Raw genomic sequence first — 25804 nt, forward strand, 5'->3', positions numbered from 1 at the left:
ATAATCCAAATTTATCGCTGTTACCCGTTGGTTTTAAATTTTAATGATTAAACTATTTGGGGCTACAGCGCTTTTCGCCAAAGTTTTAATGGCAAATTAATTTGAGACGACAAATACCATTTCAGTTTCATAGCCTGCCCTGCATCAGAAAGTTGTTCATAGTTTACAGGCTTTCCAGAACCTAAGTTTACTTGTGCGTCTTTGTTCTTATTCACATTTAAAACGAGAACGATCTTGCTGCCCTTTTTGATTAGCTTTGAAGTAAAGCGAGCGTTAACTATAGGTACACGACGTTTTTGATTTGGGATTAATAAACGTCTTTTACCCATGTCTTCTGCGTAACTAACACGGCTTCGATAATTGTTTAGGTGGAAAACTTCACCACTGGCGGTAACTTCGTAATAGTTAAAGCCGATATCCACATCTCTCTTATTGATTGCTATGTCAAAGAATCCAGAGATCGCACCTGTGAGCTCCATATCCTGCTCAAATACAGGTGTCTCCAATTGAATGCCACCTTGCTTATCAATGTTGTTTTTAATGACTGGCCAGGGCGCTAGATTGCGTTGCTCAGTTCTGTCGGTCATATCAATGGTTTGTTCAATGTATTTATTGGCTTGTATTGAGGGCGCAATCCCCAATATATGATTTTGCTCTGCGTTTGGATTGGTCTCTTGAATGTAAAAGCTAACAGTTTGCTGGTTTAACGTTTGCAACGAGTCAGCATAGCGCCATTGGTTTGCGCCCATTACTTGATAGTTAACATTATTCTGAACTAACTTTGGCTTCGGTTTGCCATATAAAACGTGATCAAACCATTCAAACACTACTTCTTCGGAGTCCTTTTCAAGAGCGACGAGATCAAGCTCATAGTTGCTGTGGTGCGAACGAGGTTTGCCTTGTGCGGTCATGTGATTATAGGGACCAATTAACAACGCATGGTTAGCTCTATCGTTGTACTTGAAGTGCTCATACAAATACGTAAGTGCAGAAATTTGACCACCCTCAAAGTACCCCGTAATACTAAGCACCGGAATATCGATTCGTTGGTACTCTTCTCGATAAGGAACCATGTTTTGATAGAAAGTACTGTCTTCTGGGTGAGATAGCCACTTTTGAAGCCACGGACTCGGCTTGTTAGCTATTTTGTCAATATCTGAGATAGGCCGGCCACTGGTATACAGTTCATTTACAATATCTTCTGTACGCTGCCAGTCATTATAAATAGTGTTATCGACCGTTTTATTGTTGGTAACATACAAAGGCCATTCAAAGTTACCCGTCAACGCGATGTTGTTTTCATACGGTAAGCCAGTGATGAGATTAGCGGCCACATAAGGGGCCATCGCTTTTAAGCCCTTTGGCATGTATTTAGCTGTTGCCCATTGTGTAAAACCATTGTAACTACCACCGTACATAACAACGGTTCCATTGCTCCAAGCTTGCTCTGTGATCCAATTAATAAGTTGCGACGCATCTTCTCCTTCATGTTCCCAAGGCACTATCTTATTGCTGCTTGAGCGCTTTCCACGGGAGTTAGCCACGATACCAATATACCCGTGCGCAGCGGCATGCATGGCGGTTTTTATATGAGACGCTTCATCGGCATAGATTGTATATTGCAGAGCGGTACTTTTGGGTTTGAGTTGACTGCGACTGCGTACGATAGTGGTTGATAGCTCGATGCCGTTCTTTAATTTAACTAACACATCCGGTTGAATGATAAAACGACGTTGTTGTTCTTGCTTTATTATTTTGTCAGTTATTGGAATGATGCCGTGTAATACCTGATATAAATGACTGTTAACGGCAATAGAAATCATGTCACTTTGCGAAAGTTTTTGCTTATTTTGTAGGCGTTTGTACACGTTAAAAACGTAACTTTTAGCCCCCGAAACAGACCAGCCCAAAGCTAGAGACATTTGCACAAACGCTTCATCGTTCAGTTTCTCAAATTTATCTTTAATAAAGTCACTAGGCTCTTCTGCTAGACCAGTTTGGTGATATAGCTGGTAATGAGAAAATTCCAGTGTATTGTTTTGTTGTTTAATCGTGTTGGAGATTGCAGAAAGGTCGCCACGCAATGACAATAGCGCCATTTTATTAAACGTACTTTGTTGTTCGATTTCATCTACTGTTAAATTGTTTGCAAATGACTTGAGCTTTTTCGTTAGTTTTTCAGACGCTAAAATGGCATCGACGCCATCTGAGGTACTTAAATCAGTCACTGCAATAATAGCAGGCAATGGGTATTCACCAGAATTAGCAGCGTAGGTATTTGGCAAAAAGTTTAGTAAGATAATGAGCGAATAGATCACCAAAGACGTTTGACTTAATTGTTTCATTTGAATTTCCATTTTGAGTTCGCATAAATCGTGGGCCCACTGTATTGAGGTGTAAGTGATAAGTCCTGACAAAGCGGTGAATACTTGTGACTTTTTATGACCGCCCTGTTTTAAGGGCTTGTGAAGCAGATACAATGGATAGATATGCGCTGGCAAATTAAAGATTTTGAATTTTGTGAACAGCAACACACCTTAACGAATGAGCAAGATAGGGTCCGAATGGAGCCTATGATGAGTGAATTATTAGCGTATTTCTGTCAACATCAAAATCAAATTATCAGCAAAGAACAGTTGCTCGATGGTGTTTGGCATGGCCGTTATGTCAGCGACAATACGGTCAGCAAACTGATTACAAAACTCCGAAAAGCACTGCAAGATAGCGCTCGAAATCCTGAGTTCATTGTCACTGTGCCTAAAAGAGGTTACCGACTTGTCGCCACTGCCGCGCCAATTGACGATCAGGGAACGCCCCCTGCAGACATTGAAGGTTGTACGGAAAAGCGTCCTATAAACAAACATTTTCTATTTTTGATGGCGCTCTTTGCCATTGTCTTATCTATTGGTTTTTTGTCATCAAACTTTTCCTCTTCCAACGTCATTGTTTCTGCTAAAGCGGTCACCTCAGATAAAGGTAGAGAATATTTCCCTAGCTTTGCGTCAGATGGCGTTCGTCTGGCGTATATGAATCATGATGGCACAAGGTTCAGACTGTATATAAAAAACATTTATTCAGGTGAGCAAGTTGAAGTCCATCATGGCGAAGAGAATGGTGTTGGACCAGGCAGTTGGAACGATGCCGGTACAAAACTCGTGTATTTGGTTGCAACACAAGAACGTTGCCAATATTTTATTCGCGAATTTGATGGGCTAGAGATGTCTGATCCCCAATTAATATACACCTGCAAGCCTGGCAGTTTTGGGATTATTAAGTTTACCCATGACGATAATATGCTTATTTTCTCTGAGTCACCGGGGATGGGAAAACCCTACTCCCTATATTCTCTTGAGCTAGATTCCGGCAGCACTCAGTGGCTTCCTCAGCCAGATATACACCTAGGCGGTAATAATCAGTTTGACATGCACCCGACCCAAAATAAGTTGCTCATCTCTTCGCCAGATGAACAACAGTGGGAAGGTTTTTATCAGCTCGATTTAGAGACACAGCAGCTAAGTTTACTGTTTAAACTAAATGCCTATATTTGTTGTGGAATATGGGCTCATGATGGCGAGCACATTGTTATGATGGGCGAGCATCCGGCCCATGAAATAGTGCAATATGATCTCGATGGCAGCAATAAAACAGTCCTGTTTACAGGTCCTCAACAGCTGCGTCGACCAGAGCGGCATAGCAACGGTGTTGATTATGCGTTTACCGCTTTTAAGAATGATTTAAATGTCGACGAGTATAATATCTCGCACAATCAATCGTTTTCGATATTAGAGGACACTTTTGATGAAAGGTTGGCTGTGTTGTCACCAAACGCCAATCAAGTCGCTTATATTAGTTTAACTTCAGGCAACGAAGAACTCTGGTTGTATAATCGTGATACGCGTAAAAAGAAGAAAGTCAGTCAGTTTGCAGATGGCCGACATTATGTTGATTTAACTTGGTCACCAGATGAACGTAAAGTAGCAGGACTCACTTTAAATGCGATTCATATCATAGACATAAATTCAGGAGAGACAAGGTTATTGCCGTTACCTGAAAAAGAGTTTAGGGGGCTGTCTTTTAAGTCTCCAAACAAGGTAGCCTTTAGCATGAAACTGGGCTCAGACTGGCAAGTTGTCGAGTTTAATTTACAAGATAATTCAATGGAGAGGCTTGAGCCTCATTGGCAAAGCGTTCAATACGCCAATTCTGTAGATGACTGGCTTTGGGTTGATCAAGATGGCAAATGGTATCAAGGAGCACACCCAATACCATTAGAGCTACCTAAACCGAACATCAATGCTTTTTATGGCAGGCAGTTTAATGTCAAGAAAAGTGGCGAGCGCATCGCGTTTTATAACTGGCAGGACAGGAAATTTGAGGTATACCTCAAAGGTTCTCATAAACCTGTCCAAACCTTGAATAGTCAAGTAGGCCACTTTTCTATCAATGGTGACGTTTTACTCATTGGGCAAAAGTCGTCAAAAACCAATGACAGTGACATTTATCAAACTTATCGCGTGAACACTGAGTGAAAATTGTTCTACTTTCATTAGCGTTCGGCTGGCCTACGATAGCGGTAGACACACATATTTATCGTGTTTCAAACCGCACTAAGTTAGCAATGGGTAAAACCGTTGATGACGTTGAACAAAAGCTACTTTACTGATCGTAAGTCATCCATGACCTCCCAGCATCAGCATATACCTATGCTAGAAAAGTTGTCCCTAAAGAGTTCAAAGTAGACGTGCACCACTGACTTATTTTGCACGGTCGTTACGTTTGTGTGGCTAGAAAACCTAAATGTGGTGCCTGTTTGATTGAAGACTTGTGTGAATTTAAGGACAAAACTGAGTAAAAGACAGCCTAGCCCCTGATACTATCAACCTCTGTAGAATTACGACTTACAGAGAAGCTATAACAACAATATAAGCTCCTAAAAAAATAGACTATATTGAACAACTAAGCAATCGCTTCTAACCGCGTTTAACAATGTTAATAAGCCACAAATTAGTGTCATCAATTGTGCTACTGCAATGTTAACCTAGGCTTAATAAAGTCAATAAAAGCTGTCACTTTTTCTGCTACCGATGAAGACTTGTAGTAAACCACATTGACCAATTCACGGTCAGTACCATTTTGCCTATATGGCTCAAGCAATGATATTAGTCGACCTGACTTAATGTCGTTGCTAACCATAAAACCGGATAAGCAAGTGATTCCATTGCCTGTTAAAGCAAGTTGCCGAACATGGTTTGATGAATACACCTTGGGTAGGCGCTATAGTTGTTTTAGTTGCTCTTGTTTTAACTCGCTATAGTGGAATGCTTGATAAAAGTGCGACAAAAACAGTTGTAACTTAACGTCTGTATTTATATTTCACTTCATTATTTAAAGGGAAATTAATAATTATTAGCGATTTTCAAAGTATTAATTTCACAAGTCTATAACCTTTAGTTATTCTTCAATCATTATTAAATTTAAGTGCGAATCCACAATGCTACCTTTACTTCGAATATTGCTTATTGAGCAAGAACTTACGACGTTGCAAGAACTTACAACAAACCTATCAAAGACGATTCCTAACTTTGAGCGAGAAGATATTAACATCGATATAATCGAGTGTGATGATTTAGCTAGAGCATTAGAATATGTAAAAGATGATGGCGATATTCAGTCGGTCGTACTTAGCTGGGACGCACACAACAAAAGTGGCGAACAAATATATAGCCGCTTTATCGAGCAGTTAAAAGAAATTCGTCTTGAGCTTCCTGTTTATGTGATTGGAGACGACACGCAAGGATTAGAGATAGTCAATGAGTCAGAAGAAATAGAATCTTTTTTCTTTAAAGATGAAGTCATCTCGGATCCAGAAGCGATTTTAGGATATATGATCAATGATTTTGATGACCGAGCAGAAACGCCATTTTGGTCGGCATACCGTAGCTATGTTGGTGAATCAAACGACTCCTGGCACACTCCAGGTCATAGTGGCGGCTCAAGCTTTAGAAACTCTCCTTACATCAAGGACTTCTACCAATTTTATGGCCGAAATGTATTTGTAGGCGATCTGTCAGTTTCAGTGGACTCCTTAGGTTCGTTATCAGATAGCACAAATACAATTGGTCGAGCACAAGAATCCGCAGCCGCAACGTTTGAAGTGAAACGTACATACTTTGTCACTAACGGGTCTTCAACCTCGAATAAGATCATTCTACAAACCTTGCTTCGAAAAGGCGATAAAGTCATTATTGACCGAAATTGCCATAAATCAGTTCACTATGGCATTTTACAGTCGGGCAGTTACCCTATTTATTTATCGAGCGTTTTAAATCCGAAATACGGAATATTTGCACCGCCGTCTTTAGACGACATCAAGCAGACGATTGAACAAAATACCGATGCCAAATTATTGGTTCTTACAGGCTGTACTTACGACGGACTGCTAAGTGATTTGAAACAAGTGGTGGATTTTGCCCATCAACATGGTGTTAAAGTCTTTATTGACGAAGCTTGGTTTGCTTACTCTTTGTTCCATCCAAGTTTACGCTACTATTCCGCGATTCATGCTGGTGCCGATTACGTTACTCATTCAGCTCATAAAGTTGTATCAGCTTTTTCTCAAGCATCTTATATACATATCAACGATCCTGACTTTGATGCCGATTTCTTCAGAGAGATTTACAGTATCTATGCCAGTACATCGCCTAAATACCAACTTATCGCTTCTCTCGATGTATGTCAGAAGCAGCTAGAAATGGAAGGCTATAAGTTGCTTAATGCACTGTTAAATCATGTCGAAGAGTTTAAACAACAGATGGCCTCACTCAAATACATAAAAGTGTTAGGTAAACAAGACTTTATGGAGATATTTCCGCACTTTAGCGGCGATAATATGGGGCATGATCCGTTAAAAATTCTTATTGATATTAGTAGCTTACCGTATTCTTTAAAAGATATTCATAAGTTCTTACTGGATGAGATTGGACTGGAAATTGAAAAGTACACACACAGTACCATCTTGGTTTTACTTACATTGGGCGGTACCCGTTCGAAGATAATTCGTCTGTACAATGCATTAAAGAAACTAGACAGCGGCAAGGTAAAACTTTCAAAATCAACAAGACGCGCTCGTTTGCCGGAGAGTTTGCCGGCTATTGATTTGGCTTGTATTCCAAGCGATGCTTTTTATGGCGAGCGGGAATCGGTGCAGATAAGTAAGTGTAACAACCGCATTTGTGCGGGTTTAGTAACTCCTTATCCTCCGGGGATTCCATTGTTAGTCCCAGGTCAGCATATTACTCAAGATCATATCGACTACCTCAAAGAGTTAGCCGGACAAGGCTTGACGATTCAAGGAAGCTTTGACGGTGAAATCTACGTTTTAAAAGAACAAGTCGTTAACTAAAATATCCATTAAATATATCTATTCAGCCAGTATGAGTTATAACGCACTGGCTGAATAATAAATGGACAAAGTTGTTCGGGTTAGATTGTTCGACTTAAATTTTAGGTATTAAACTTTAGATAACTATATTTTTATCATCAGCAGTCACATTTGTCGGTTCATTTAAACGTGTGACCAAAAGTTGCTCGACTCGAATGCCGTTGACATCAATAGCCTCAAACTTAAACCCTTGGTAAATGACATAGTCAGTTCGTTTGGGTAATCGCTTTAACATATAGATCAAAAACCCAGCGAGTGTTTCATATTGACTATCATTAGGAAATTCATCAATACTCAATAGCTTCATTAAATCAACAATTGGCGTCGCTCCATCAACCAACCAAGAAGAAGCATCCCTCTGCACGATTTGTTCTTCACCTTGAAACGTGACTAAGTCACCCATAAAGCTGCTCATCAGATCTTTTAAAGTAACTAGTCCAACAACCATGGCATACTCATTAACCACTAGTGCAAAAGGTTGCACGGCGGACTTAAACTCGTTTAATGCCTCAGACAAAGTCAAAGTCTCAGGTAAATAAAACAAATCTTTTTGAATCATGCTGGGGTTTAAGTCAGTTGATTCACCTTTTAGTAATTGTCGCAATATCTGTTTCGACTCAACTGAACCAACAACTCGATCTAGGTGGCCATCACATACCAAGAAATAATTGTGTGGATGATCTAAGATTTTTGCGCTTATTGCTTGGCTGTCATCATTAACATCGAAATAGATAATTGCATCACGCTTCGTCATTGCTGAAGAGAGTGTTCGCCCTTCTAATTCAAATACGTTTCCTAACAACTGATACTCTTGTTGTTGCAACGAGCCGTGTTCCGCGCCGGCTTCCATCATGGCAACGATGTCTTCTGTTGTAACTACATCTTCCCGTACTGTTGGCATTCTAAAAAGGCGCAAAATGAGATTTGTAATACTGTTAAAAAACATCACTAACGGCGACAGTCCATAGGTGATCCCATTCATTAAACCAACAATACGTGAAGCTACAGCTTCTGGCATGATCATCGCGATACGTTTCGGTAATAAATCAGCAAATAAAATGAATAAAGACGTAATAGCTAAAAACGACAATATGAAACTAATTTGTTCAGCTAGCGGCCCAGTGTACATAAGTGCAACTAGCTCAGATGTATATGGAGTAAGGGTCTGTTCGCCAATTATGCCACCTAAAATTGCAATCGCGTTGAGAGCAATTTGGATCATGGCAAAAAAACTACCCGGCTGTTCCTGTAATCGTATCACCGCCGCGGCTTTTTCATTACCTTCATCGGCCATAACTTTTAATTTGATTTTGCGGGAAGCAGCGATTGAAATTTCTGACATAGCAAACAAAGCACCAAATAAAATCAATATGGCGATGCCTAATAAGTCATTCATGTTTTTCTCCAATTTCTTTGGTTTAGCGGACGCTAACCGTCATTTTGCTTCACTAAAAAGCGCGCAATTATTATTGAATATTAGTTATACAGCAATATATTTATCGCACCTGCTTTAAAATAAAAAAACAAAAAATCTTTCGAAAAAAAAGAAAGGTTACTCCTATTAAAAGCAGTTTACTTATAGCTAACTAGATATAAACTAAAAGCTTGTATAGAAAGGATATTTGGCCATGTTAAAAAATTCCACAGAAGGTTACGGGAAAATTCAAATCATATTTCATTGGCTTAGCGCCATAATAGTATTTGGTTTGTTTGGATTAGGCCTTTGGATGATGGACTTAAACTATTACAGTGAATGGTATCGGACCGCACCAGATTTGCATAAATCCATTGGGTTGACTTTGCTTATTCTGACGATATGCCGCGTCATTTGGAAATTAGTTAATCCAAGTCCAAAAGCACTGTCGACTAATAAAATTGAAAACAAAATGGCTAAAGTCGCTCATTTAGCCCTATACCTGTTGATGTTTGCGATTATGATCAGTGGCTACCTTATATCCACTGCAGATGGTCGCGGTATTGACTGGTTTTGGCTTTTTGAAGTGCCTAGTTTGGGTGAATTTATCCCTCAACAAGAAGAGGTAGCAGGTGATATTCACGAAATACTCGCTTACTCCCTAATCGGTTTAGTGGTTTTTCATGCTATAGCGGCATTGAAACATCACTTTATTAACAAAGATAAAACGTTAATCAGAATGGTTTCATTTAAAACTCAAGAAACCTCTAAAGATGACGTTTCTTAAATACAATAAACTTTAATTAATAGTCACAAAGGAAAACAACATGAATAAACTTCTAACTTCGCTAGTTGCTGTAGTAGCTTTAGGTGCAAGTGCTCTAGCCACAGCTGCTGAATACAAGGTAGATATCAAAGGTGCCCACGCATTTATTAACTTTAAAGCAAGCCACTTAGGTTATAGCTGGTTAACAGGTCGCTTTAATAAGTTTGATGGTACGTTTAATTACGACGCCAACAACCCTAATGCCAGCAAAATTGTTATTAACATTGACCCTTCTAGCGTTGATAGTAATCACGCTGAGCGCGATAAGCATTTGCGCAGTGCTGACTTTTTGTCGGTTGATAAATTTCCAGAGTCAAAATTCGTAAGTACGAAGATAACTGATTTAGGAGACAATAAACTAAAAGTAGAGGGTGACTTTACCCTACATGGCGTTACTAAACCTATCGTTATCGATGCAGTTAAAATTGGTGAAGGTAAAGATCCATGGGGTGGTTACAGAGCTGGATTTACTGGCAACACCACTATTAACGTTGCAGACTACGATTTTAAAAGCGCTTGGGTTGGCGACGTTCAATTAGAACTTCACATTGAAGGTATCAAGCAATAAGCAATAAGTAATAAGCAATAAGTAATAAGTAATAAGTAATAAGTAATAAGTAATAAGTAATAAGTAATAAGCTTATCTTTAATTAAAAAGGCCACTTTAAATTGTGGCCTTTTCGTTTTTAAAATATTACTTGTAAGCCAATTGACGGTATTGGCGACTCAGGAAATTGGTATTCTTCTTCTCTTTCTGAGTAATCGGCATTGTATTCATATCCTCGCACACTTTTTTGTCCGTATAGGTTCAATACTTCAAAATAGATATTTGCTTCTTTTCCCCACAATGTGGTCTCATAATCTAAACGAATATCAAGTCTATGAAAATACTCTAGGCGGTCTGAGTTAAAAGCGGCTTCAACCGGGTCATAAAAGATCGGTGGTTGGCTTGTGTCTGGTTGTCCATTATCGCTTTGCGGGTAAACCGGATCCGCACCAACGATAGGTGTATACAGGCTTCCGCTTTGCATACGCCAACGCCCACCAATTTGCCAGCGTTCATTAATTTCATAATTACTAACCAAATTAATAATCCACGGTAAGTCATATTGGTAACTAAACGCTTCGCCCGTTATTTGATTAACACGTTCGGTTTTACTGTACGCTATGCTCAACCAGCCATACCAGTCATTTGATATCGCTTTGTTTACTAATAGTTCTGCACCATAGGCATCGCCGACGCCTTCATTTAAGTAGTTGCTGTCTTGACTGCCATTTGGCACACCACCTAGACTCGTTACCTGTAAATCAGGGTTACTTACCACTAACTCGTCCATATCTTTATAATAAGTTTCAAGTCGCCATGCCCAATCAGATTCACCTAAGTATTCGATACCTAACACATAGTGGTTTGACTGACTTAACTTTAAGTCTGGGGCGCCAAACGTATCAGACAAGTATTTGTATTGTCTAAACCATTGATGGTGTTGCCCTGCAGCTAGCTTTAATCTGTACTCATCATTTAATTGATATCGTAACGTCAATCTAGGCTCAATAAATGTTTCTTCTGTGTAGTCATTGTAGGAATAAGCAACGCCTAATCGAGAAGACCAATCACTGTTGATATCCCAATCGTAATCTGCGTATAGATTGTAAAAATTAATGTCAATTTCACTACTTTCAAATTCAGTATCCGCATAATAACTTGGCGGACAGACCTCAAACTCGTTATTACAAGGTTGCTGCTTACCTGTCACCGAGTAATCAACTGTTTGACTTCTAACTTCTATTCCGCTGTAAAGAACACCATCGGCTACGTCTTGGTTATTCTTAACCTTAAACATATAGTCAGTTGTAGTAGCATCTAAATCTAACAACCTACCAATAACAATGTCGCCACTGCGCTCTAAACGGTTAACAATTGTTTTTGTTTCACCAAAACTACTGTAGTTTGTCCATATTACACTCTGATTGTGGTAGTACTGGTCTACACCAATGCCCCCTTTTAAATCAGGGTTCTGTAGTACTTCATCGGCATCATCATCAAACAATAACGCAACTTCATCGTTTGAACCGGTTGCCTGCACCGTTAGTTTGTTATTGTCGTCTATATAGTTAACGTATTTGAATTGGTAGTCGTTATTAATTGGCGCTTGGTCAAACTCAAACTGCTCCTCGTCATCAAGCACTTTTTCAATATATAAATGAACAAGGCTCTGTCGCATTGCAAAATAAAATGCCGAACTTTCATTAATTTTCGACTCGAACAATAGGCCTGTTCTTAAAAAGCTAATATCGAATATCGCAGTTGGGTCAACAATCTCAGGATCTTTAAGGCGAGTATCTATAACACCACCAATGGCATCATTAAATTCTGGTTCCCAAGCGCCTGTTTTTAATTCAAAGCTACGGATTAAGTTGGGATGAAATGTGCTAAAGCTATCAATATGGAATACGTTGCCCACAGGTACGTCGTCAGATTGATAGTACATGTCTTCCGGTGAACTACCTCTGACTGCTGGCGCAAAACCTCTTGCTAAAACAATACCAGGAAGGCTTTCTATTGCTCGAATAGGATCGTTACCAGCACCTGGTACTTTTAAAATTTTATCTGAGCTGAGTTCTAATCCAGCATCTTTGGAACCAACCACTCGAATTTTTTCAATCTTTGTGTTTTTTGCTGATTCGGTAGGTTCCTCGTTTAGACCATCAAAGTCTTTAGTTGGTAATGCTTTCGCATTAAAAGAATAAAGTATCGATAGGGTGATAAATGATAAAATAAAGCGTGAGTTCACGAAGATGTCCTTTCCAAAAAAAGCTTAACTAGCTGAATTACGTAGTAACTTAATTAATAGTTTATTTTATTTGGAAACGCCTAACATTAAATTTTATGTAAGATACGAACACTATTTTTTATGTTCGGAAAACAAATCCAACGTCGGCTCATTTTCAGGATTAACAACACCCTGTTCTTCCAAGTTATTAATTTGCTTAAGCTCAAGTTTTTTGGCTAACCAACGACGCTTTCTCATCTGACAGAGCTTGATGACATGGCGTTTGTGCTCATCTCCTAACTTGGTCCAGCCAAAACGCTCATCTCGACTTCTAAAACAACCATAACAATAACCATTGGGTCCGTTTTGACAGAGTCCAATACATGGGCTGGGAATTTGAAATAGTTCTAACTGAGGCATTACTTGAGTTTAAGTGACGGATTATTTTTATGCAACAATCGCTGTGTTTTGAGGATAAATAGTAATAACTAACTGTTTATACGTTAGGTTTTAACAAAGCAAAAAAAAGCCCTGCGTTTGCAAGGCCATTATATTATATTTGATTTATTCAATTAAATCGGTTGGGAACGCATCGCGCATTTGAGTCCATATTTTTCCCGAATCAATACCGTACTTTCGTATCATGTAAATTGATTCGTCGTGCTTTTCAGCACTCGCAAATTTTTCTAAATCCGCGTAATAGTCTCTTGCTAACTGTCGAGCTTCATCATTTGAGAAGTAATGACCTGCAATCTTTTCCCAAAAGCCTTTAAAGCCATTCAGTACTAATACATAAATTGCGTTGCCTGAAGCATGCGCTAATTCATGGTTTAGTCGATAGTCAAAGTCAGCAAACTGTTGAGGGTCGTCAGACACAGCTAATGCTTCTTGTGCTAATTCAATGACTCTCTGTGGGTTATTTTTAATCGCACCACGAATGTAAATTGCGCTTAAATTTGTACGTGCTGATAGTAGCTGATCAATTAAGTCCACTGCACCGTCGATATCCAATTTTGCAAGGGTGGATAAAATGTTAACGCCACAGGTGTCCCAATAGTTATTTACCCGAGTCGGTTTACCGTGCTGTATCGTAAGCCATCCATCACGAGCTAATCGCTGAAGAACTTCTCGAAGAGTTGTGCGAGTAACGCCAATAAGCTCAGAAAGCTCGCGTTCCGCGGGTAAAATTGAACCTGGAGGGAAGCGATCATTCCAAATAGAGTCTACAATATATTCTTCGGCAAATCCCGCTGGGCTCTGCGCTTTTATTATTTTCATGTAAATATTCGTATCTGGTTTTAGTAAAAAACTGATTGTACCAGATGCTTTAAATTGCACAACAAATCAATTTTTAGTGTTCAAAACTAACAAAAACCGTTAAAAAGCACTAAATTAGTTATCAATTCAATTTTATTTTTAGTACATTGCTATGATACTAAAAGTGAAAAACCTTAATAATCAGAAGGAAGGCTAGGAAAGTATGCAGCAAAGTTCTCTGAGTGCTTTTTATCAAAACTTTTTAGGAAACTCTCCTGAATGGTACAAGCTAGCAATTATTGCTTGTTTGATAATCAACCCTATTATATTCATGATAGACCCTTACGTAGCTGGCTGGGCGCTAGTTATAGAGTTTATCTTTACATTGGCTATGGCTTTAAAGTGCTACCCACTTCAACCTGGTGGACTACTAGTTATAGAGGCTGTTGCCATCGGAATGACCAGTCCGGGTCATGTTCAGCAGGAGATATCGGCGAACATAAGCGTACTATTGCTTCTTATCTTCATGGTTGCCGGCATATACTTTATGAAAGACTTACTGATGTATTCTTTCACAAAGATGTTACTTAGAGTTAAATCTAAAATCGCCCTCTCCTTATCTTTCACCTTTGCAGCCGCTTTTTTATCGGCTTTTCTAGACGCACTTACCGTTGTAGCCGTAATCATTACCGTTGTTACTGGCTTCTACATGATTTACCACAAGGTCGCATCGGGAAAACAGTTTAATCATATTGAACACGACCATACTTCGGACGACCATTTAGACAACTTAAAGCGTTCTGATTTAGAAGAGTTTCGAGCTTTCATGCGAAACATCATGATGCACGCTGGTGTTGGTACAGCTTTAGGTGGCGTTTGTACCATGGTTGGTGAACCACAAAACTTAGTAATTGCTGAACGCGCTGGATGGCAATTTGTAGAGTTTGCACTAAGAATGGCGCCAATTACTATTCCTACTCTTATTGCAGGCTTGTTAACTACCTATTTAGTCGAAAAGTTCAAGATCTTTGGCTACGGTGCGAAACTACCAGAACCTGTTCGCTTAATTCTTATGGATTACGACGCTGACAGTGACGCAAAAATGACAAAACGTGACAAAGTTAAGCTTGCGGCACAAGTTGTGATCGCGATCTGGCTTATTGTTGGATTAGCCCTTCACTTAGCTGAAGTTGGTTTAATAGGTTTAACAATTATCATTTTAGCAACATCAGCAGCTGGTATCACAGACGAACATCAAATTGGTAAAGCGTTCGAAGAAGCATTGCCATTTACCTCGTTACTGTGTGTGTTTTTTGCCGTTGTCGCGGTAATTATCGACCAAGGCTTGTTTGCTCCAGTAATCTCATGGGTACTCACCTTTGAGGGCAAAACTAAATTAGTCATGTTTTTCATAGCCAACGGCTTATTATCTATGGTCAGTGATAACGTGTTTGTTGGTACTGTTTATATTAATGAAGTAGCTGCGGCGCTTAAAAAAGGCATCATTACTCGTGATGAGTTTGACATGCTAGCCGTGGCAATTAATACAGGTACAAACTTACCTTCTGTTGCGACACCAAATGGTCAAGCCGCATTCTTGTTCCTACTAACATCTGCATTAGCGCCATTAATTAGATTGTCTTACGGTCGCATGGTATTCATGGCAATACCTTATACAATTGTACTGTCGGTAGTTGGTATATTGGCTACCTATTACGGCTTATATGAAGCAACCGAATGGCTGTACCAAAACCACTGGATTGAACATCATGTGGGCCTTGGTGAGCCGAGTTCTGCTGGACACTAATAATGTCGGTAGTAAATAACCTTTCCACTTGGCCAGCTTCGCGCTGGCCTTGGTTTATATTGGCGCTTAGTGCTCTCGTATTAGAGTTAACCGCTTTATATTTCCAATACGGCATGGGCTTAGAACCATGTATTATGTGTGTTTATCAACGCGTCGCGGTATTAGGTGTATTAATTGCGGCTATTCCTGCGTTAATTCGCCCTGATGTAATACTATTGCGTGCGGTGAGTTTTTTAGCATGGATTGTTGCATCTGTGTGGGGCCTAAAGCTAGCGATTGAACACGTTCGAATGCAAAATCCAGACAACTTTATGTTGCTTATGACCTGTGACATATATCCAAATTTCCCAAGTTGGCTTCAGTTACACCAATGGTTTCCAAACGTATTTGAACCACGAGGCACCTGCGGTGATATCGACTGGGTGTTTTTGTCGTTATCGATGCCGCAATGGATGGTGATCACCTTTAGCATTTACGTTTTGACGGCAATATTTTTCCTCTTTGTTCGCCTTGTCAAAAATAAGTCATTATAAACTCGGTTCTTTTTTCCCATCATAAATAGCTGGAGACTCCTGAAAACGTGAGCTTCCAGCGCTCCCCACCAAAAATAATATTTTTATTTAAACAGGCAAACTTTGGCACAAAAACTGCTTTTTATTTGTTTCATAATAATAATAAAAGGTTTTAAGCATTATGTTTTTACCAAGATTGAGCAATAAAAAATGGACTTTGTCGTTTGCTGTTGTAGGTCTTGTTGCAGTCGTATTAACTCTGACTGGAATGAAAAGCTACCAATCACACCAAGCATATATTTTGCAGGGTGCTAGCAAAGGTTCAATGATTTCATTAGTAAATGAAATTGGTGGTGAAGTTGTACATGACTTTGCCGTAATACCGGCAATTTCTGCCATGCTGACAGACGATCAAGTTTCAGCAATTAAAAAGAACAATCCACTAATTCGTCTTTTCTCAGACGCTAAAGTAAAGCTTGATGGTAAATCGGAAGAATGGCATAACAAAAAGCCTCTTCGTTTTAAAGCAAAACAGAGTAAAGTGGTTTGGACAGCAAAAAATAAAACTAGTGAAGATGCAGAACTAGAAAGCATCACTATTAACTGGCCTGCCGCAAACGGTGCGTTAAAAAACTTAAAAGTTAACGGTGAAAAGCTAGTTAAAAATGTAGACGGCAATTCTTACACTCACTATTTCGATAATTTAGTTTCTGTTCAAAGTGGTAGTAAAGTAAAACTGGCCATGAAGTTTGATTCTCTATCAAGTGTTTCAGACTCAGATTATTACATCGCTTTAAACTTATCTGATGGCTCTGTTGTTGAACTAGACTCGGTTAAGCAAAATATTACTCGCAATGAACAGCGTGATACCTACTTCCCGACTCAAGTACGTGCAAATGAGCTACACGAAATGGGTATTACTGGTCGCGGCGTCGGTGTTGCTGTAATAGACTCTGGCTTAGCTAATTTTGAACAACTTGAATACAATTCATTTGGCGAAAAACGTGAAATCCACCGTTTATCACTGGTTGGTGGTAAAAAAGACAAGTTTGGTCACGGTACTCACGTAACAAGCCTTATCGCAAATAGCGAAGTAACTTACACTGAAGATGGTCAACCTACTAACTCTTTCAACGGTATCGCTCCAGATGTTGACCTTATTTCTATCAAAGCATTTGATAAAAACGGTGACTCTACATATTCAGATATTTTATCTGCCATTATTTATGTTATCGAAAATAAAGATCGCCTAAATATTAAAGTTTTAAACTTATCTTTTGGTTCTGAAGTTCAATCCTTGTATTTCTACGATCCTATTAACGTTGCTTTAATGGCTGCATGGGATGCCGGTATTACAGTTATTACTTCTGCTGGCAACACAGGCCCTAACGGCATGACAGTTGGTGTTCCGGGTAACAACCCATATTTAATTACTGTCGGTGCAACTTCTGATAATTACACGCCTTTTAATTTTGAAGATGATTTTGTTGCTAGCTTCTCAAGCTCAGGTCCTACTCACGCTGGCTTTATCAAGCCTGAACTAGTTGCTCCTGGCGCGCACCTACAAGGCTTAATGTCTGAAAAATCATCGTTATTCAAAAACTATAGCGTTTACGACGACAACAATGGTTACTTCCTATTATCTGGCACGTCTCAAGCGACGGCAGTGACTTCTGGTATTGTTGCGCTTATGTTGCAAGACCAACCAAACCTTTCACCTGATGATGTTAAGTGTCGTTTAATTGACACCGCTCGTATGGCACAAACAAAAGAAGGCGATTTAGGTTTTAGTATTTTCCGTCAAGGCGCAGGTATGGTTGATGCCTATGAGGCAGTAATGAGCCAAGCTTCTGGCTGTGCTAATACGGGTATGGACATCAAGAAATCGCTTCAAGCAGAAGAGTTTTACTCTGGTCCAGCACGCTGGAACCCTGAAACTGAAGAATACTATGTTTTAGAAAACGATGGATTCGAATGGGATGGTACTGCTGAAGATGCACTAACAACTCAAGCGATTATTTGGCCTCCAGGAGGATCAAGTAAAGACTTGCCACACCCGAAGAAAAAGGAATCTACATCAAATGCTATTATTTGGCCTCCAGGTGGGTCTAGCAAAGATTTAAAAACGAGTGCTATTATTTGGCCTCCAGGTGGGTCTAGCAAAGATTTAAAGACAAATGCTATTATTTGGCCTCCAGGTGGGTCTAGCAAAGATTTGAAGACAAATGCTATTATTTGGCCTCCAGGAGGGTCTAGTAAAGACTTGAAGACAAATGCTATTATTTGGCCTCCGGGTGGGTCTAGTAAAGATTTAAAAACAAATGCTATTATTTGGCCTCCGGGTGGCTCTAGTAAAGACTTACCTCATAAGAAAGTGACTACGAATTGGGTAAATCAAGAATAAAAATAAAAGGCTCCTCATGAATTGAGGGGCCTTTTTTTGTCATGTGACATATTAGTTTTTACATGATATAAACTAACAACTTCTCACTTTTTTTTGGTCGTTATGAGTTTTCCAAAGTTTTTTAGAACTATCTGTACATTTTCTATTGCATTAGTCTCAGTATTAACAAACTTCGCTTCTCAAGCATCAGAGAAGAATATTTCGAGTATCAACCAAAGCGAGCCAAAAACGTTTCTCCAATCCACAATTATATTCTCATCTCTAGATTCCAATAACCTTCTATCGAATAATACAGTCAATGACATTGCTCAAGATAAACTTGGCTTTATTTGGATTGGTACAAATGACGGTTTAATCAAATATGATGGTAGAGTCGCTCAACACTTTAAATTTAAAATTGGCGAAAAACTAAAGCTCAATAGTAACCTCATCAGAACTATATTTAGAGATTCAGAGGAAAGACTATGGATTGGACGTGATGGAGGCTTGAGTTTATTTTTACCTGAAAAAAATACGTTTTTAAGCTTCGAGGAGCATAAAGACTACAATTACATTAAAGGATTAGAGTTTGTAACAATCGCCGAGGGTCCAGATAAAACAATTTGGTTTGGCACGTCAAAGTCAGGTTTAGTTCAGTTTAATCCGAGCTCAAATTCATTCACGAAGTATACTTCTGACGAAAAGTCGAATCTATCATCTAACCGTATTAGTGATTTAACCTTCGATGCTCATGGAACAATGTACGTCGCAACCTATGATGAGGGAATAAACGTCAAAAACTTTTCCGATTTAAAGTTCCAGCAGTTAACAATAGAGTCTAGCTCTAAATCACAAATAAACGACATAAGAACACTTCATGTAACACAAGACGATCACCTTTGGGCTGGCACAGAATACCACGGCGTTCTTTTAGTTAATTTAAATACAAGAGAAACGAGACATTTCCAGCCAGATAAATCTAACCCATACTCTTTTTGTGACAATATGGTAAATGATGTCATGGAAGACTCTAACGGTTCGTCGTGGTTTGCTACGCAAAATGGCCTTTGCAAGTTTAATTCTCAGTCTCAAAGTTTCACACGATATATTGCAGAAAACAATCGAAATACAAGCTTATTAAGCAATCAGATTAGCTCAATATTTGAAGATGATGGGGGAGTAATTTGGTTAGGTTCTATTAAAGGAGTTAACTACTGGAACGCGTCTAGCAGACCTTTCCAACATATCAGTAGTGCCACATCACCTTTAATGGAAAGTGATGACATTTTATCGTTTGCAGAAACGGACGATAATACTTTTTATATTGGTAGTTTGGAGGGGGGAATAAGTAAATATGAAAAAGTATCTAATTCGCTCACTCATTTTTCGCTTTCTGATGAACTAGGACCAAAACAGCCGATTGCTGTGCCAAGTTTAAATGTTTCATCTTCCAACCGGTTGTGGATTGGCACAATGGACGCTGGTGTTTATGTCAAAAATTTAGAGAACGGGCAATTAGCTCAATACAACATTGAAAATAGTTCTAATACTGAAAACGCACTATCCTCAAATGCAATATCCAAAATAATAGAAACCAAAGAAAGATCGACTGTGGTATCTACTTATGGTGGGGGCCTGAATATTTTCGATTCTGAAATGAACCTTTCTAAAGTTACTGCTTCCGACGGCCTGTCTTCGAATTATATTATAGACGTAACACAAGATGAAAAAGGAAATATCTGGGCTGGTACGCTCGGTGACGGACTAAACAAAATAAACTTGGCGACTGGTGAAGTTGAAGTCTTCAAAATTGATAAAAACAATCCAAATACAATAAAATCCAATTCGATTCTAGGCTTGTTAGATACTAAAGACTACCTATGGATGGCGACTAAAGATGCGGGTGTAGCGAGACTGGACAAGGCAAAACTTGAGCAAGGTATTGTCGACTTTTTGCATATTGGCACAGACCAAGGTTTAGCCAGCAGCTTCACCTATGGTGTGCTAGAAGACGAAAACGGTTTAATTTGGATTAGCCATTCTAAAGGGCTCAGTCGTTTAAATCCGGTTAACCTCTTTTCGGTCAATTTCAACACCAGTCATGGTTTACAAGGCAATGACTTCCACAGTGGCTCATTTTTTAAATCAAAATCAGGCCGCATGTTTTTTGGCGGACCAAATGGCTTTAACACCTTTATACCAAGTGAAGTTTCGTTAAACACGTACAAGCCCCCTATTAGGCTTACTAAATTTAGCCAATCAAATAATGAAACCCCAATACACCAACTCTTTAATAAGAATGGTACTTTAGTTTTAGATTACGATGAAACTGTAATCGATTTTGAATTTGCAGCATTAGACTACACAAAGCCAGAGCTAAACCGTTATAAATACAAAATGGAAGGCTTAAGCGAAATTTGGTCCGACCTTGGGACCAGCAACCACGTATCATTTTCATCGCTGCCAGATGGTTTTTATACGCTTAAAGTAAAGGGTAGTAACAACGGTGGGGTTTGGAGTGACGAACTCGCTATTCCAATTCGAGTTATGCCTCCTTTATGGCGCACATGGTACGCTTATTTATTCTATTTCATTGCCGCCAGTATTTTATTTTTAATACTTGTTAGACAGCAGCAGATTAAAATCCAACAACAAATCGCTAATGAGAAAAAACTGCATAAACTCGCTTATTTTGACAGCTTGACTGGACTGCCTAATCGTCAAAGTTTCTATGAGAGTATGGAACGCTTTTTATCTTTAGCTAAGCGCGGCAATTATAATGCTGGCGTAATGTTTATCGACTTAGACCGATTTAAACGAATAAACGATACTTTAGGTCACAATTTTGGTGACAAAGTATTAATGCAAGTTGCTGAACGGTTACGCCAAAGCGTTAGGAACAGTGACTTTGTCGGCCGAAACTACGATGTAAAGTCATTTAAAAATGAAATAGCTCGATTGGGCGGTGATGAATTTACCGTCTTCCTGAGTCATTTAGACAGCCCAGAAGAAACAACCAATGTTACTCAACGCATTATTGAAAGTATTTCTAAACCAATTACGGTAGATGGCTACGAGGTTTCAGTGACGCCTAGTATTGGTATTGCCATGTACCCGGAAAATGGAAGCACGGTTCAAGAACTGATGAAGCATGCTGACGTCGCAATGTACCAAGCCAAAGAAGACGGACGCAGAACCTTCAAATACTATTCTAACTCTCTCAATGATAGAGCAATGGAGCGACTGCAACTTGAAGAGTACCTACGTTCAGCACTAAAAAACCAAGAGTTTGAGCTTTACTATCAGCCACAAGTAGATTTAAAGACCAACCAAATCACCAAGGCCGAGGCGCTACTTCGTTGGATTCACCCTGAGTTAGGCTTTGTATCACCCGCTGACTTTATTCCTATTGCCGAAGAGTCTGGAATAATTGTTGAACTAGGAGACTGGATCCTTCAGCAAGCGTGTATGCAAGCAAAAGAATGGCGTGACGCAGGACATGATATTCGCGTGTCGGTCAATGTATCTAGTATTCAGTTTAAACAAACCAACTTAGTTGATAACGTGAAAAACGCTTTAGAATTAAGTGAGTTACCAAAACACTTACTTGAGTTGGAGTTAACTGAAAGCGCCGTCATGTCCGATGTAGAAGACAACATAGGTCGTTTACAGATGTTTAAAGACATGGGCATTCGAATCGCCGTTGATGATTTTGGAACAGGTTATTCATCGCTAAGTTATTTGAAGAAATTCCCAATTGATACACTCAAAATCGATCGTTCCTTTATTATTGATATTGATACCAATGAAAATGATGCCGCTATTGTAAAAGCGATTATGCTGCTTGCTGAAACAATGCAGTTAAATGTAGTTGCTGAAGGCGTCGAAACATTGGAGCAATTACGAATTATTGATAGCTACGGCTGTCAATATATCCAAGGCTACTTCTTCAGTCGCCCTCTTCCACATGCTGACTTTATGAAATTTGTGAGCGAAGAGTTTGTTGATAAAAGTACCTGGAAATTAGACCTCATTGGTTAACTCAGTAGCTACTAATTACCATATAAGCTAGTGCTGATTATATGTGAGACATTAAAAAAGGGCTTATCGCCCTTTTTTGCTATTCACTTGTCGCTTTAGAGTAGCCCTAGTTGGCATACTGCAGTGACCCAAGCATGCCTATATCTAACCTTATCCGGCTAAATATTTAATCAAACGGTTTAACATGTCATTAACCGTCACAACATCATTTTGCTCTAACTCACCGTTCTTAATTGCTTTGTTTACACTTTTCTCTACATCATCAACCAATGAGTCTAGAGTTAGCGTTTCTTGTTTAACAATAGCGGTGCCAATAACTAAATCAACATGCCCTCTTAAATAACCACTTGCAAACAATTGATCATCAGTACCTTCTGCTACATAACCATCAAAATATTCTTGAGCCTTATCACTCAATGCTTCTAAATCAACCATCTATAACTCCTCGTAGCCGACTGGGTAAATAACTTGATCATGGTAGCCAGTTACAACTGCAATTGGCCCCGATAACATTTTATCCAACTCAACATCACCGGTATCAGCAATGAGTGGACGACCTTGTAGTGCTTGTAATTTTGTCTTAGTTGCCACAACAATAATATTGTCCCGGCCTATTTCTTTAATTAGCTGTGGAGACAACTGCTGATTACCGCGACCGAAAATATGACCTTGGCCACCTATTAACGTAATAACGAGCTTAGCGCGCTTTCCAGCCACTATATCGAGCAATTGCGCGGCCGTTGCATCAGATGCTATAACTTGTTGATCTAGCAGAACGTCAACGCCAAGCAAGGTATTGTCGCAACCTAGCTCCTCCATAATAAAAGCAACGGTACTGCCTGAGCCCATCACATACAGCTCGTCTTCTTCCATTTCTTCGATAACGTGAGCCGCTATATCTTGAAGCACTAATTCGTCGCTTTCTTTTCCACCCATTTTGACATTCTGCACATAACGCAACTCAGCAGGAATTTGTAACTCTCCATAGCGTTTTGCTTTTACGATGCCTTGTCTAAATAGCGTCTCATCAATATCCATAACATCGGCATCCGTCAAGGACACTAACTCACCAGCCACTAGCATTTTTACAATTCGACCCGCAGCTTTAGGTGTTATTGCATATACACCTGAATGAATCTTACAGCCTGCAGGGACGCCTAAAACAGTGGTTTTATCGACAGATGCGCATATATTACGCGCGGTTCCATCTCCACCAGCAAACAATATCAAGTCAAGATTTAGATCAGACATTATTCGAGATGCAGACTCTGTGTCCTCAAAACTAGTAGTACCATGTTGATTTAAGGTTGGAGAATAAACAATTTGATATGGTATGCCGAGTGCGTGACACGTGCTTTCGCCCATATCACCAGAAACGGTGAACACTTCTAGATTTTGGTAGTAATCACTTACTTCATTAAGTGCTATTTTAATTCGCTCGTTCGCTAGGGGTTTTGCCCCCTTTTGCAATGCTAACTCCGCGGTTTCTGGCCCGTCAGACCCCTTCAAGCCAACCGTGCCTCCAAGGCCAGCTAGCGGATTGACAATGAGACCCAAGCGAAACTTACGCTGCAGTTTGTTTGTCATTATCTTCTCTACTACTATTTTGTTGTTCAAATTGATAGGTAATCTGCTTTATGTCGGTAATGGCTGGTCTTTTGTAATACTGTGCAAGAACCTTCATAAATAATTGAGCGCGCGAAGGAAAGCCATTTTGAAAATAGATTTTCAGTTGCTCAACAATATCGAGTTGGAATGCATGTCGATCTGGCTGCCGCCCTAATTCGTCGCCCGCCAAGTTATCGCAGCTCACTTGAAACGGAAAACCAGCAGAAGCTGATAGAGCCCACTCAATGGCTTGCGGTTTAATTTCAACCGATTGAAATTTTGCTTGTTGTTCAGATGTTCGCCCATCTGGGCAATACCAATAACCATAATCGATTAAGGTTCTACGTTGTTCGCCCGCCAAGCACCAATGTGCTATTTCATGCAAAGCGCTTGCATAAAAGCCGTGAGCGAACACCACTTGAGCATAAGGTTGGGCAACGATTTGATCGTCACCCTGATTTGCAGGTAAGTAAATTGGCTCATCTGCGCCTTTGATTAGCCTCGTATTAAACGTCTCTGAAAAGCATTCATCAAACAAGCGAATAATATCTCTTATCTGGTGCCTTGACTGACTCTCTTTTTGACTATTTATTACTTGATCACTCATCGTTAACTACAACATAAACAGCAGTTAGTAAGACGCTGGTATAACTGGCGTAGAAACCACTACATCTGAATTCTGCGCCCTATTTCTTAAGAAATGATCCATTATAGTAAGTGCTAACATTGCTTCAGCGATGGGTACAGCTCTAATACCAACACAAGGATCATGGCGACCTTTTGTAATTACGTCTTGTGACTGGCCGTGAATATCAATAGTTTTACCTGGAACACTAATGCTTGATGTTGGTTTAAGCGCTATGTGTGCAACTAAGTCTTGCCCTGTAGAAATACCACCTAAAACACCGCCACTATGGTTTGCTGAAAAGCCATTTGGTGTTAGCTCATCTCTATGCTCCGAGCCCTTTTGTGACACAACTGCAAAACCGTCACCAATCTCAACCCCTTTTACGGCGTTAATGCTCATTAATGACTTAGCTACATCGGCGTCTAATCGATCAAAAACAGGCTCACCGAGTCCAACTGGCATACCAGAAGCGACCACAGTAATTTTGGCGCCAACAGAATCACCGGCTTTTTTCAAATCTCTCATATACTGGTCCCACTTTGGAACCGTAGTAATATCTGGGCAGAAAAAGTCATTATTGCGAATTTCACGTTCGTCTACCGATTCAATGGCAATCGGTCCCAATTGTGACATATAACCAACAATCGTAATGCCTTTAGACTTTAACCAAGCCTGTGCAATCGCCCCGGCTGCAACTCTCATCGCCGTTTCACGTGCAGATGAACGACCACCACCTCTGTAGTCTCGAATTCCATGTTTATGCAGATACGTATAATCAGCATGGCCTGGTCGAAACTTATCTTTTATTTCTGAGTAATCTTTTGAACGCTGGTCTGTATTTTCTATTATCAAACCTATCGGTGTGCCCGTGGTTTTCCCTTCAAATACGCCACTTAAAATCTTAACTTCATCTGCCTCACGACGTTGTGTTGTAAATCGCGAAGTGCCAGGCTTGCGCTTGTCCAATTCGATTTGGATTAAGGCTTCATCTATTTCTAGGCCTGGAGGACAACCATCTATTATGCAGCCAAGACCTGCGCCATGACTTTCACCAAAAGTTGTTACTCTAAATACATCGCCTATCGTATTGCCTGCCATTGCTTTTTGTATCCT

The 25804-nt window shown here is 39.7% G+C and carries 18 protein-coding genes and 1 pseudogene; 9 read left to right on the top strand and 10 right to left on the bottom strand.

Going from position 1 to position 25804, the window contains the following annotated elements; all coding sequences use genetic code 11:
- Positions 1 to 62: 62 nt before the first annotated feature.
- On the bottom strand, positions 63 to 2345 hold the full coding sequence (locus tag ACZ1GV_RS09010; RefSeq protein WP_472673867.1) for a CocE/NonD family hydrolase: 2283 nt from the start codon (positions 2343 to 2345) through the stop codon (positions 63 to 65).
- Positions 2346 to 2489: 144 nt separating this feature from the next.
- Between ACZ1GV_RS09010 and ACZ1GV_RS09015 the strand changes: the two genes are divergently transcribed.
- Together ACZ1GV_RS09015 and ACZ1GV_RS09020 are read left to right on the top strand one after the other, a co-directional pair.
- The gene (locus ACZ1GV_RS09015; RefSeq protein ID WP_472673868.1) at positions 2490 to 4529 is read left to right on the top strand and encodes a winged helix-turn-helix domain-containing protein; all 2040 of its coding nucleotides are present in this window, start codon (positions 2490 to 2492) and stop codon (positions 4527 to 4529) included.
- A gap of 5 nt (positions 4530 to 4534) precedes the next feature.
- Positions 4535 to 4852, top strand: a pseudogene (locus ACZ1GV_RS09020) (hypothetical protein); the annotation flags it as partial.
- Between the two features lie 170 nt (positions 4853 to 5022).
- On the opposite strand, the gene ACZ1GV_RS09025 reads toward ACZ1GV_RS09020, so the two are convergent.
- Positions 5023 to 5262 (bottom strand): LysR substrate-binding domain-containing protein, encoded by a 240-nt coding sequence (locus ACZ1GV_RS09025; protein WP_472673869.1) that lies wholly within the window; start codon positions 5260 to 5262, stop codon positions 5023 to 5025.
- 229 nt (positions 5263 to 5491) lie between these two features.
- Here ACZ1GV_RS09025 and ACZ1GV_RS09030 point away from each other — a divergent pair, with 229 nt between their 5' ends.
- Positions 5492 to 7402 (top strand): aminotransferase class V-fold PLP-dependent enzyme, encoded by a 1911-nt coding sequence (locus ACZ1GV_RS09030; protein WP_472673870.1) that lies wholly within the window; start codon positions 5492 to 5494, stop codon positions 7400 to 7402.
- 115 nt (positions 7403 to 7517) lie between these two features.
- Here ACZ1GV_RS09030 and paeA read toward each other — a convergent pair whose 3' ends face one another.
- Positions 7518 to 8837: a polyamine export protein PaeA gene (gene paeA / locus ACZ1GV_RS09035; protein WP_472673871.1), complete on the bottom strand. Its 1320-nt coding sequence runs from the start codon at positions 8835 to 8837 to the stop codon at positions 7518 to 7520.
- A 232-nt stretch (positions 8838 to 9069) separates the two neighbouring features.
- Between paeA and ACZ1GV_RS09040 the strand changes: the two genes are divergently transcribed.
- Both ACZ1GV_RS09040 and ACZ1GV_RS09045 read left to right on the top strand, forming a co-directional pair.
- Positions 9070 to 9642 carry a cytochrome b gene (locus ACZ1GV_RS09040; protein WP_472673872.1) on the top strand — a complete coding sequence of 191 codons (573 nt, stop codon included), beginning with the start codon at positions 9070 to 9072 and terminating at the stop codon, positions 9640 to 9642.
- 40 nt (positions 9643 to 9682) lie between these two features.
- Positions 9683 to 10249 (top strand): YceI family protein, encoded by a 567-nt coding sequence (locus ACZ1GV_RS09045; RefSeq protein WP_472673873.1) that lies wholly within the window; start codon positions 9683 to 9685, stop codon positions 10247 to 10249.
- Between the two features lie 118 nt (positions 10250 to 10367).
- Here the strand turns inward: ACZ1GV_RS09045 and ACZ1GV_RS09050 are convergent, their stop codons facing one another.
- The 3 genes from ACZ1GV_RS09050 to fadR form a co-directional block, all read right to left on the bottom strand.
- The gene (locus ACZ1GV_RS09050; RefSeq protein ID WP_472673874.1) at positions 10368 to 12476 is read right to left on the bottom strand and encodes a TonB-dependent receptor plug domain-containing protein; all 2109 of its coding nucleotides are present in this window, start codon (positions 12474 to 12476) and stop codon (positions 10368 to 10370) included.
- Between the two features lie 111 nt (positions 12477 to 12587).
- Positions 12588 to 12875 carry a DUF1289 domain-containing protein gene (locus ACZ1GV_RS09055; RefSeq protein ID WP_472673875.1) on the bottom strand — a complete coding sequence of 96 codons (288 nt, stop codon included), beginning with the start codon at positions 12873 to 12875 and terminating at the stop codon, positions 12588 to 12590.
- A 144-nt stretch (positions 12876 to 13019) separates the two neighbouring features.
- Entirely contained in the window at positions 13020 to 13733 is a 714-nt protein-coding gene (fadR, locus tag ACZ1GV_RS09060) for a fatty acid metabolism transcriptional regulator FadR (protein ID WP_472673876.1), read from the bottom strand.
- A gap of 202 nt (positions 13734 to 13935) precedes the next feature.
- Between fadR and nhaB the strand changes: the two genes are divergently transcribed.
- The 4 genes from nhaB (at position 13936) to ACZ1GV_RS09080 (ending at position 22455) form a co-directional block, all read left to right on the top strand.
- Positions 13936 to 15519 (top strand): sodium/proton antiporter NhaB, encoded by a 1584-nt coding sequence (nhaB, locus tag ACZ1GV_RS09065; RefSeq protein WP_472673877.1) that lies wholly within the window; start codon positions 13936 to 13938, stop codon positions 15517 to 15519.
- A gap of 2 nt (positions 15520 to 15521) precedes the next feature.
- Positions 15522 to 16052: a disulfide bond formation protein DsbB gene (gene dsbB, locus ACZ1GV_RS09070; protein ID WP_472673878.1), complete on the top strand. Its 531-nt coding sequence runs from the start codon at positions 15522 to 15524 to the stop codon at positions 16050 to 16052.
- A 160-nt stretch (positions 16053 to 16212) separates the two neighbouring features.
- On the top strand, positions 16213 to 18435 hold the full coding sequence (locus ACZ1GV_RS09075) for a S8 family peptidase (RefSeq protein ID WP_472673879.1): 2223 nt from the start codon (positions 16213 to 16215) through the stop codon (positions 18433 to 18435).
- A gap of 102 nt (positions 18436 to 18537) precedes the next feature.
- Positions 18538 to 22455 (top strand): EAL domain-containing protein, encoded by a 3918-nt coding sequence (locus ACZ1GV_RS09080; RefSeq protein WP_472673880.1) that lies wholly within the window; start codon positions 18538 to 18540, stop codon positions 22453 to 22455.
- A 150-nt stretch (positions 22456 to 22605) separates the two neighbouring features.
- Here ACZ1GV_RS09080 and ACZ1GV_RS09085 read toward each other — a convergent pair whose 3' ends face one another.
- Genes ACZ1GV_RS09085 through aroC form a run of 4 tightly spaced genes read right to left on the bottom strand, consistent with a single transcriptional unit; the run spans position 22606 to position 25789 of the window.
- Positions 22606 to 22890 (bottom strand): YfcL family protein, encoded by a 285-nt coding sequence (locus ACZ1GV_RS09085; protein WP_472673881.1) that lies wholly within the window; start codon positions 22888 to 22890, stop codon positions 22606 to 22608.
- Positions 22891 to 24042 (bottom strand): ATP-NAD kinase family protein, encoded by a 1152-nt coding sequence (locus ACZ1GV_RS09090; protein WP_472673882.1) that lies wholly within the window; start codon positions 24040 to 24042, stop codon positions 22891 to 22893. It abuts the gene before it with no gap.
- On the bottom strand, positions 24020 to 24670 hold the full coding sequence (locus ACZ1GV_RS09095; RefSeq protein WP_472673883.1) for an elongation factor P hydroxylase: 651 nt from the start codon (positions 24668 to 24670) through the stop codon (positions 24020 to 24022). Before ACZ1GV_RS09095 ends, ACZ1GV_RS09090 begins: the two co-directional genes overlap by 23 nt.
- Positions 24671 to 24694: 24 nt before the next feature.
- Positions 24695 to 25789, bottom strand: a complete 1095-nt coding sequence (gene aroC / locus ACZ1GV_RS09100) for a chorismate synthase (RefSeq protein WP_472673884.1) — start codon at positions 25787 to 25789, stop codon at positions 24695 to 24697.
- Positions 25790 to 25804: the final 15 nt, after the last annotated feature.

Source organism: Psychrosphaera sp. HA2-10 (assembly GCF_055693745.1).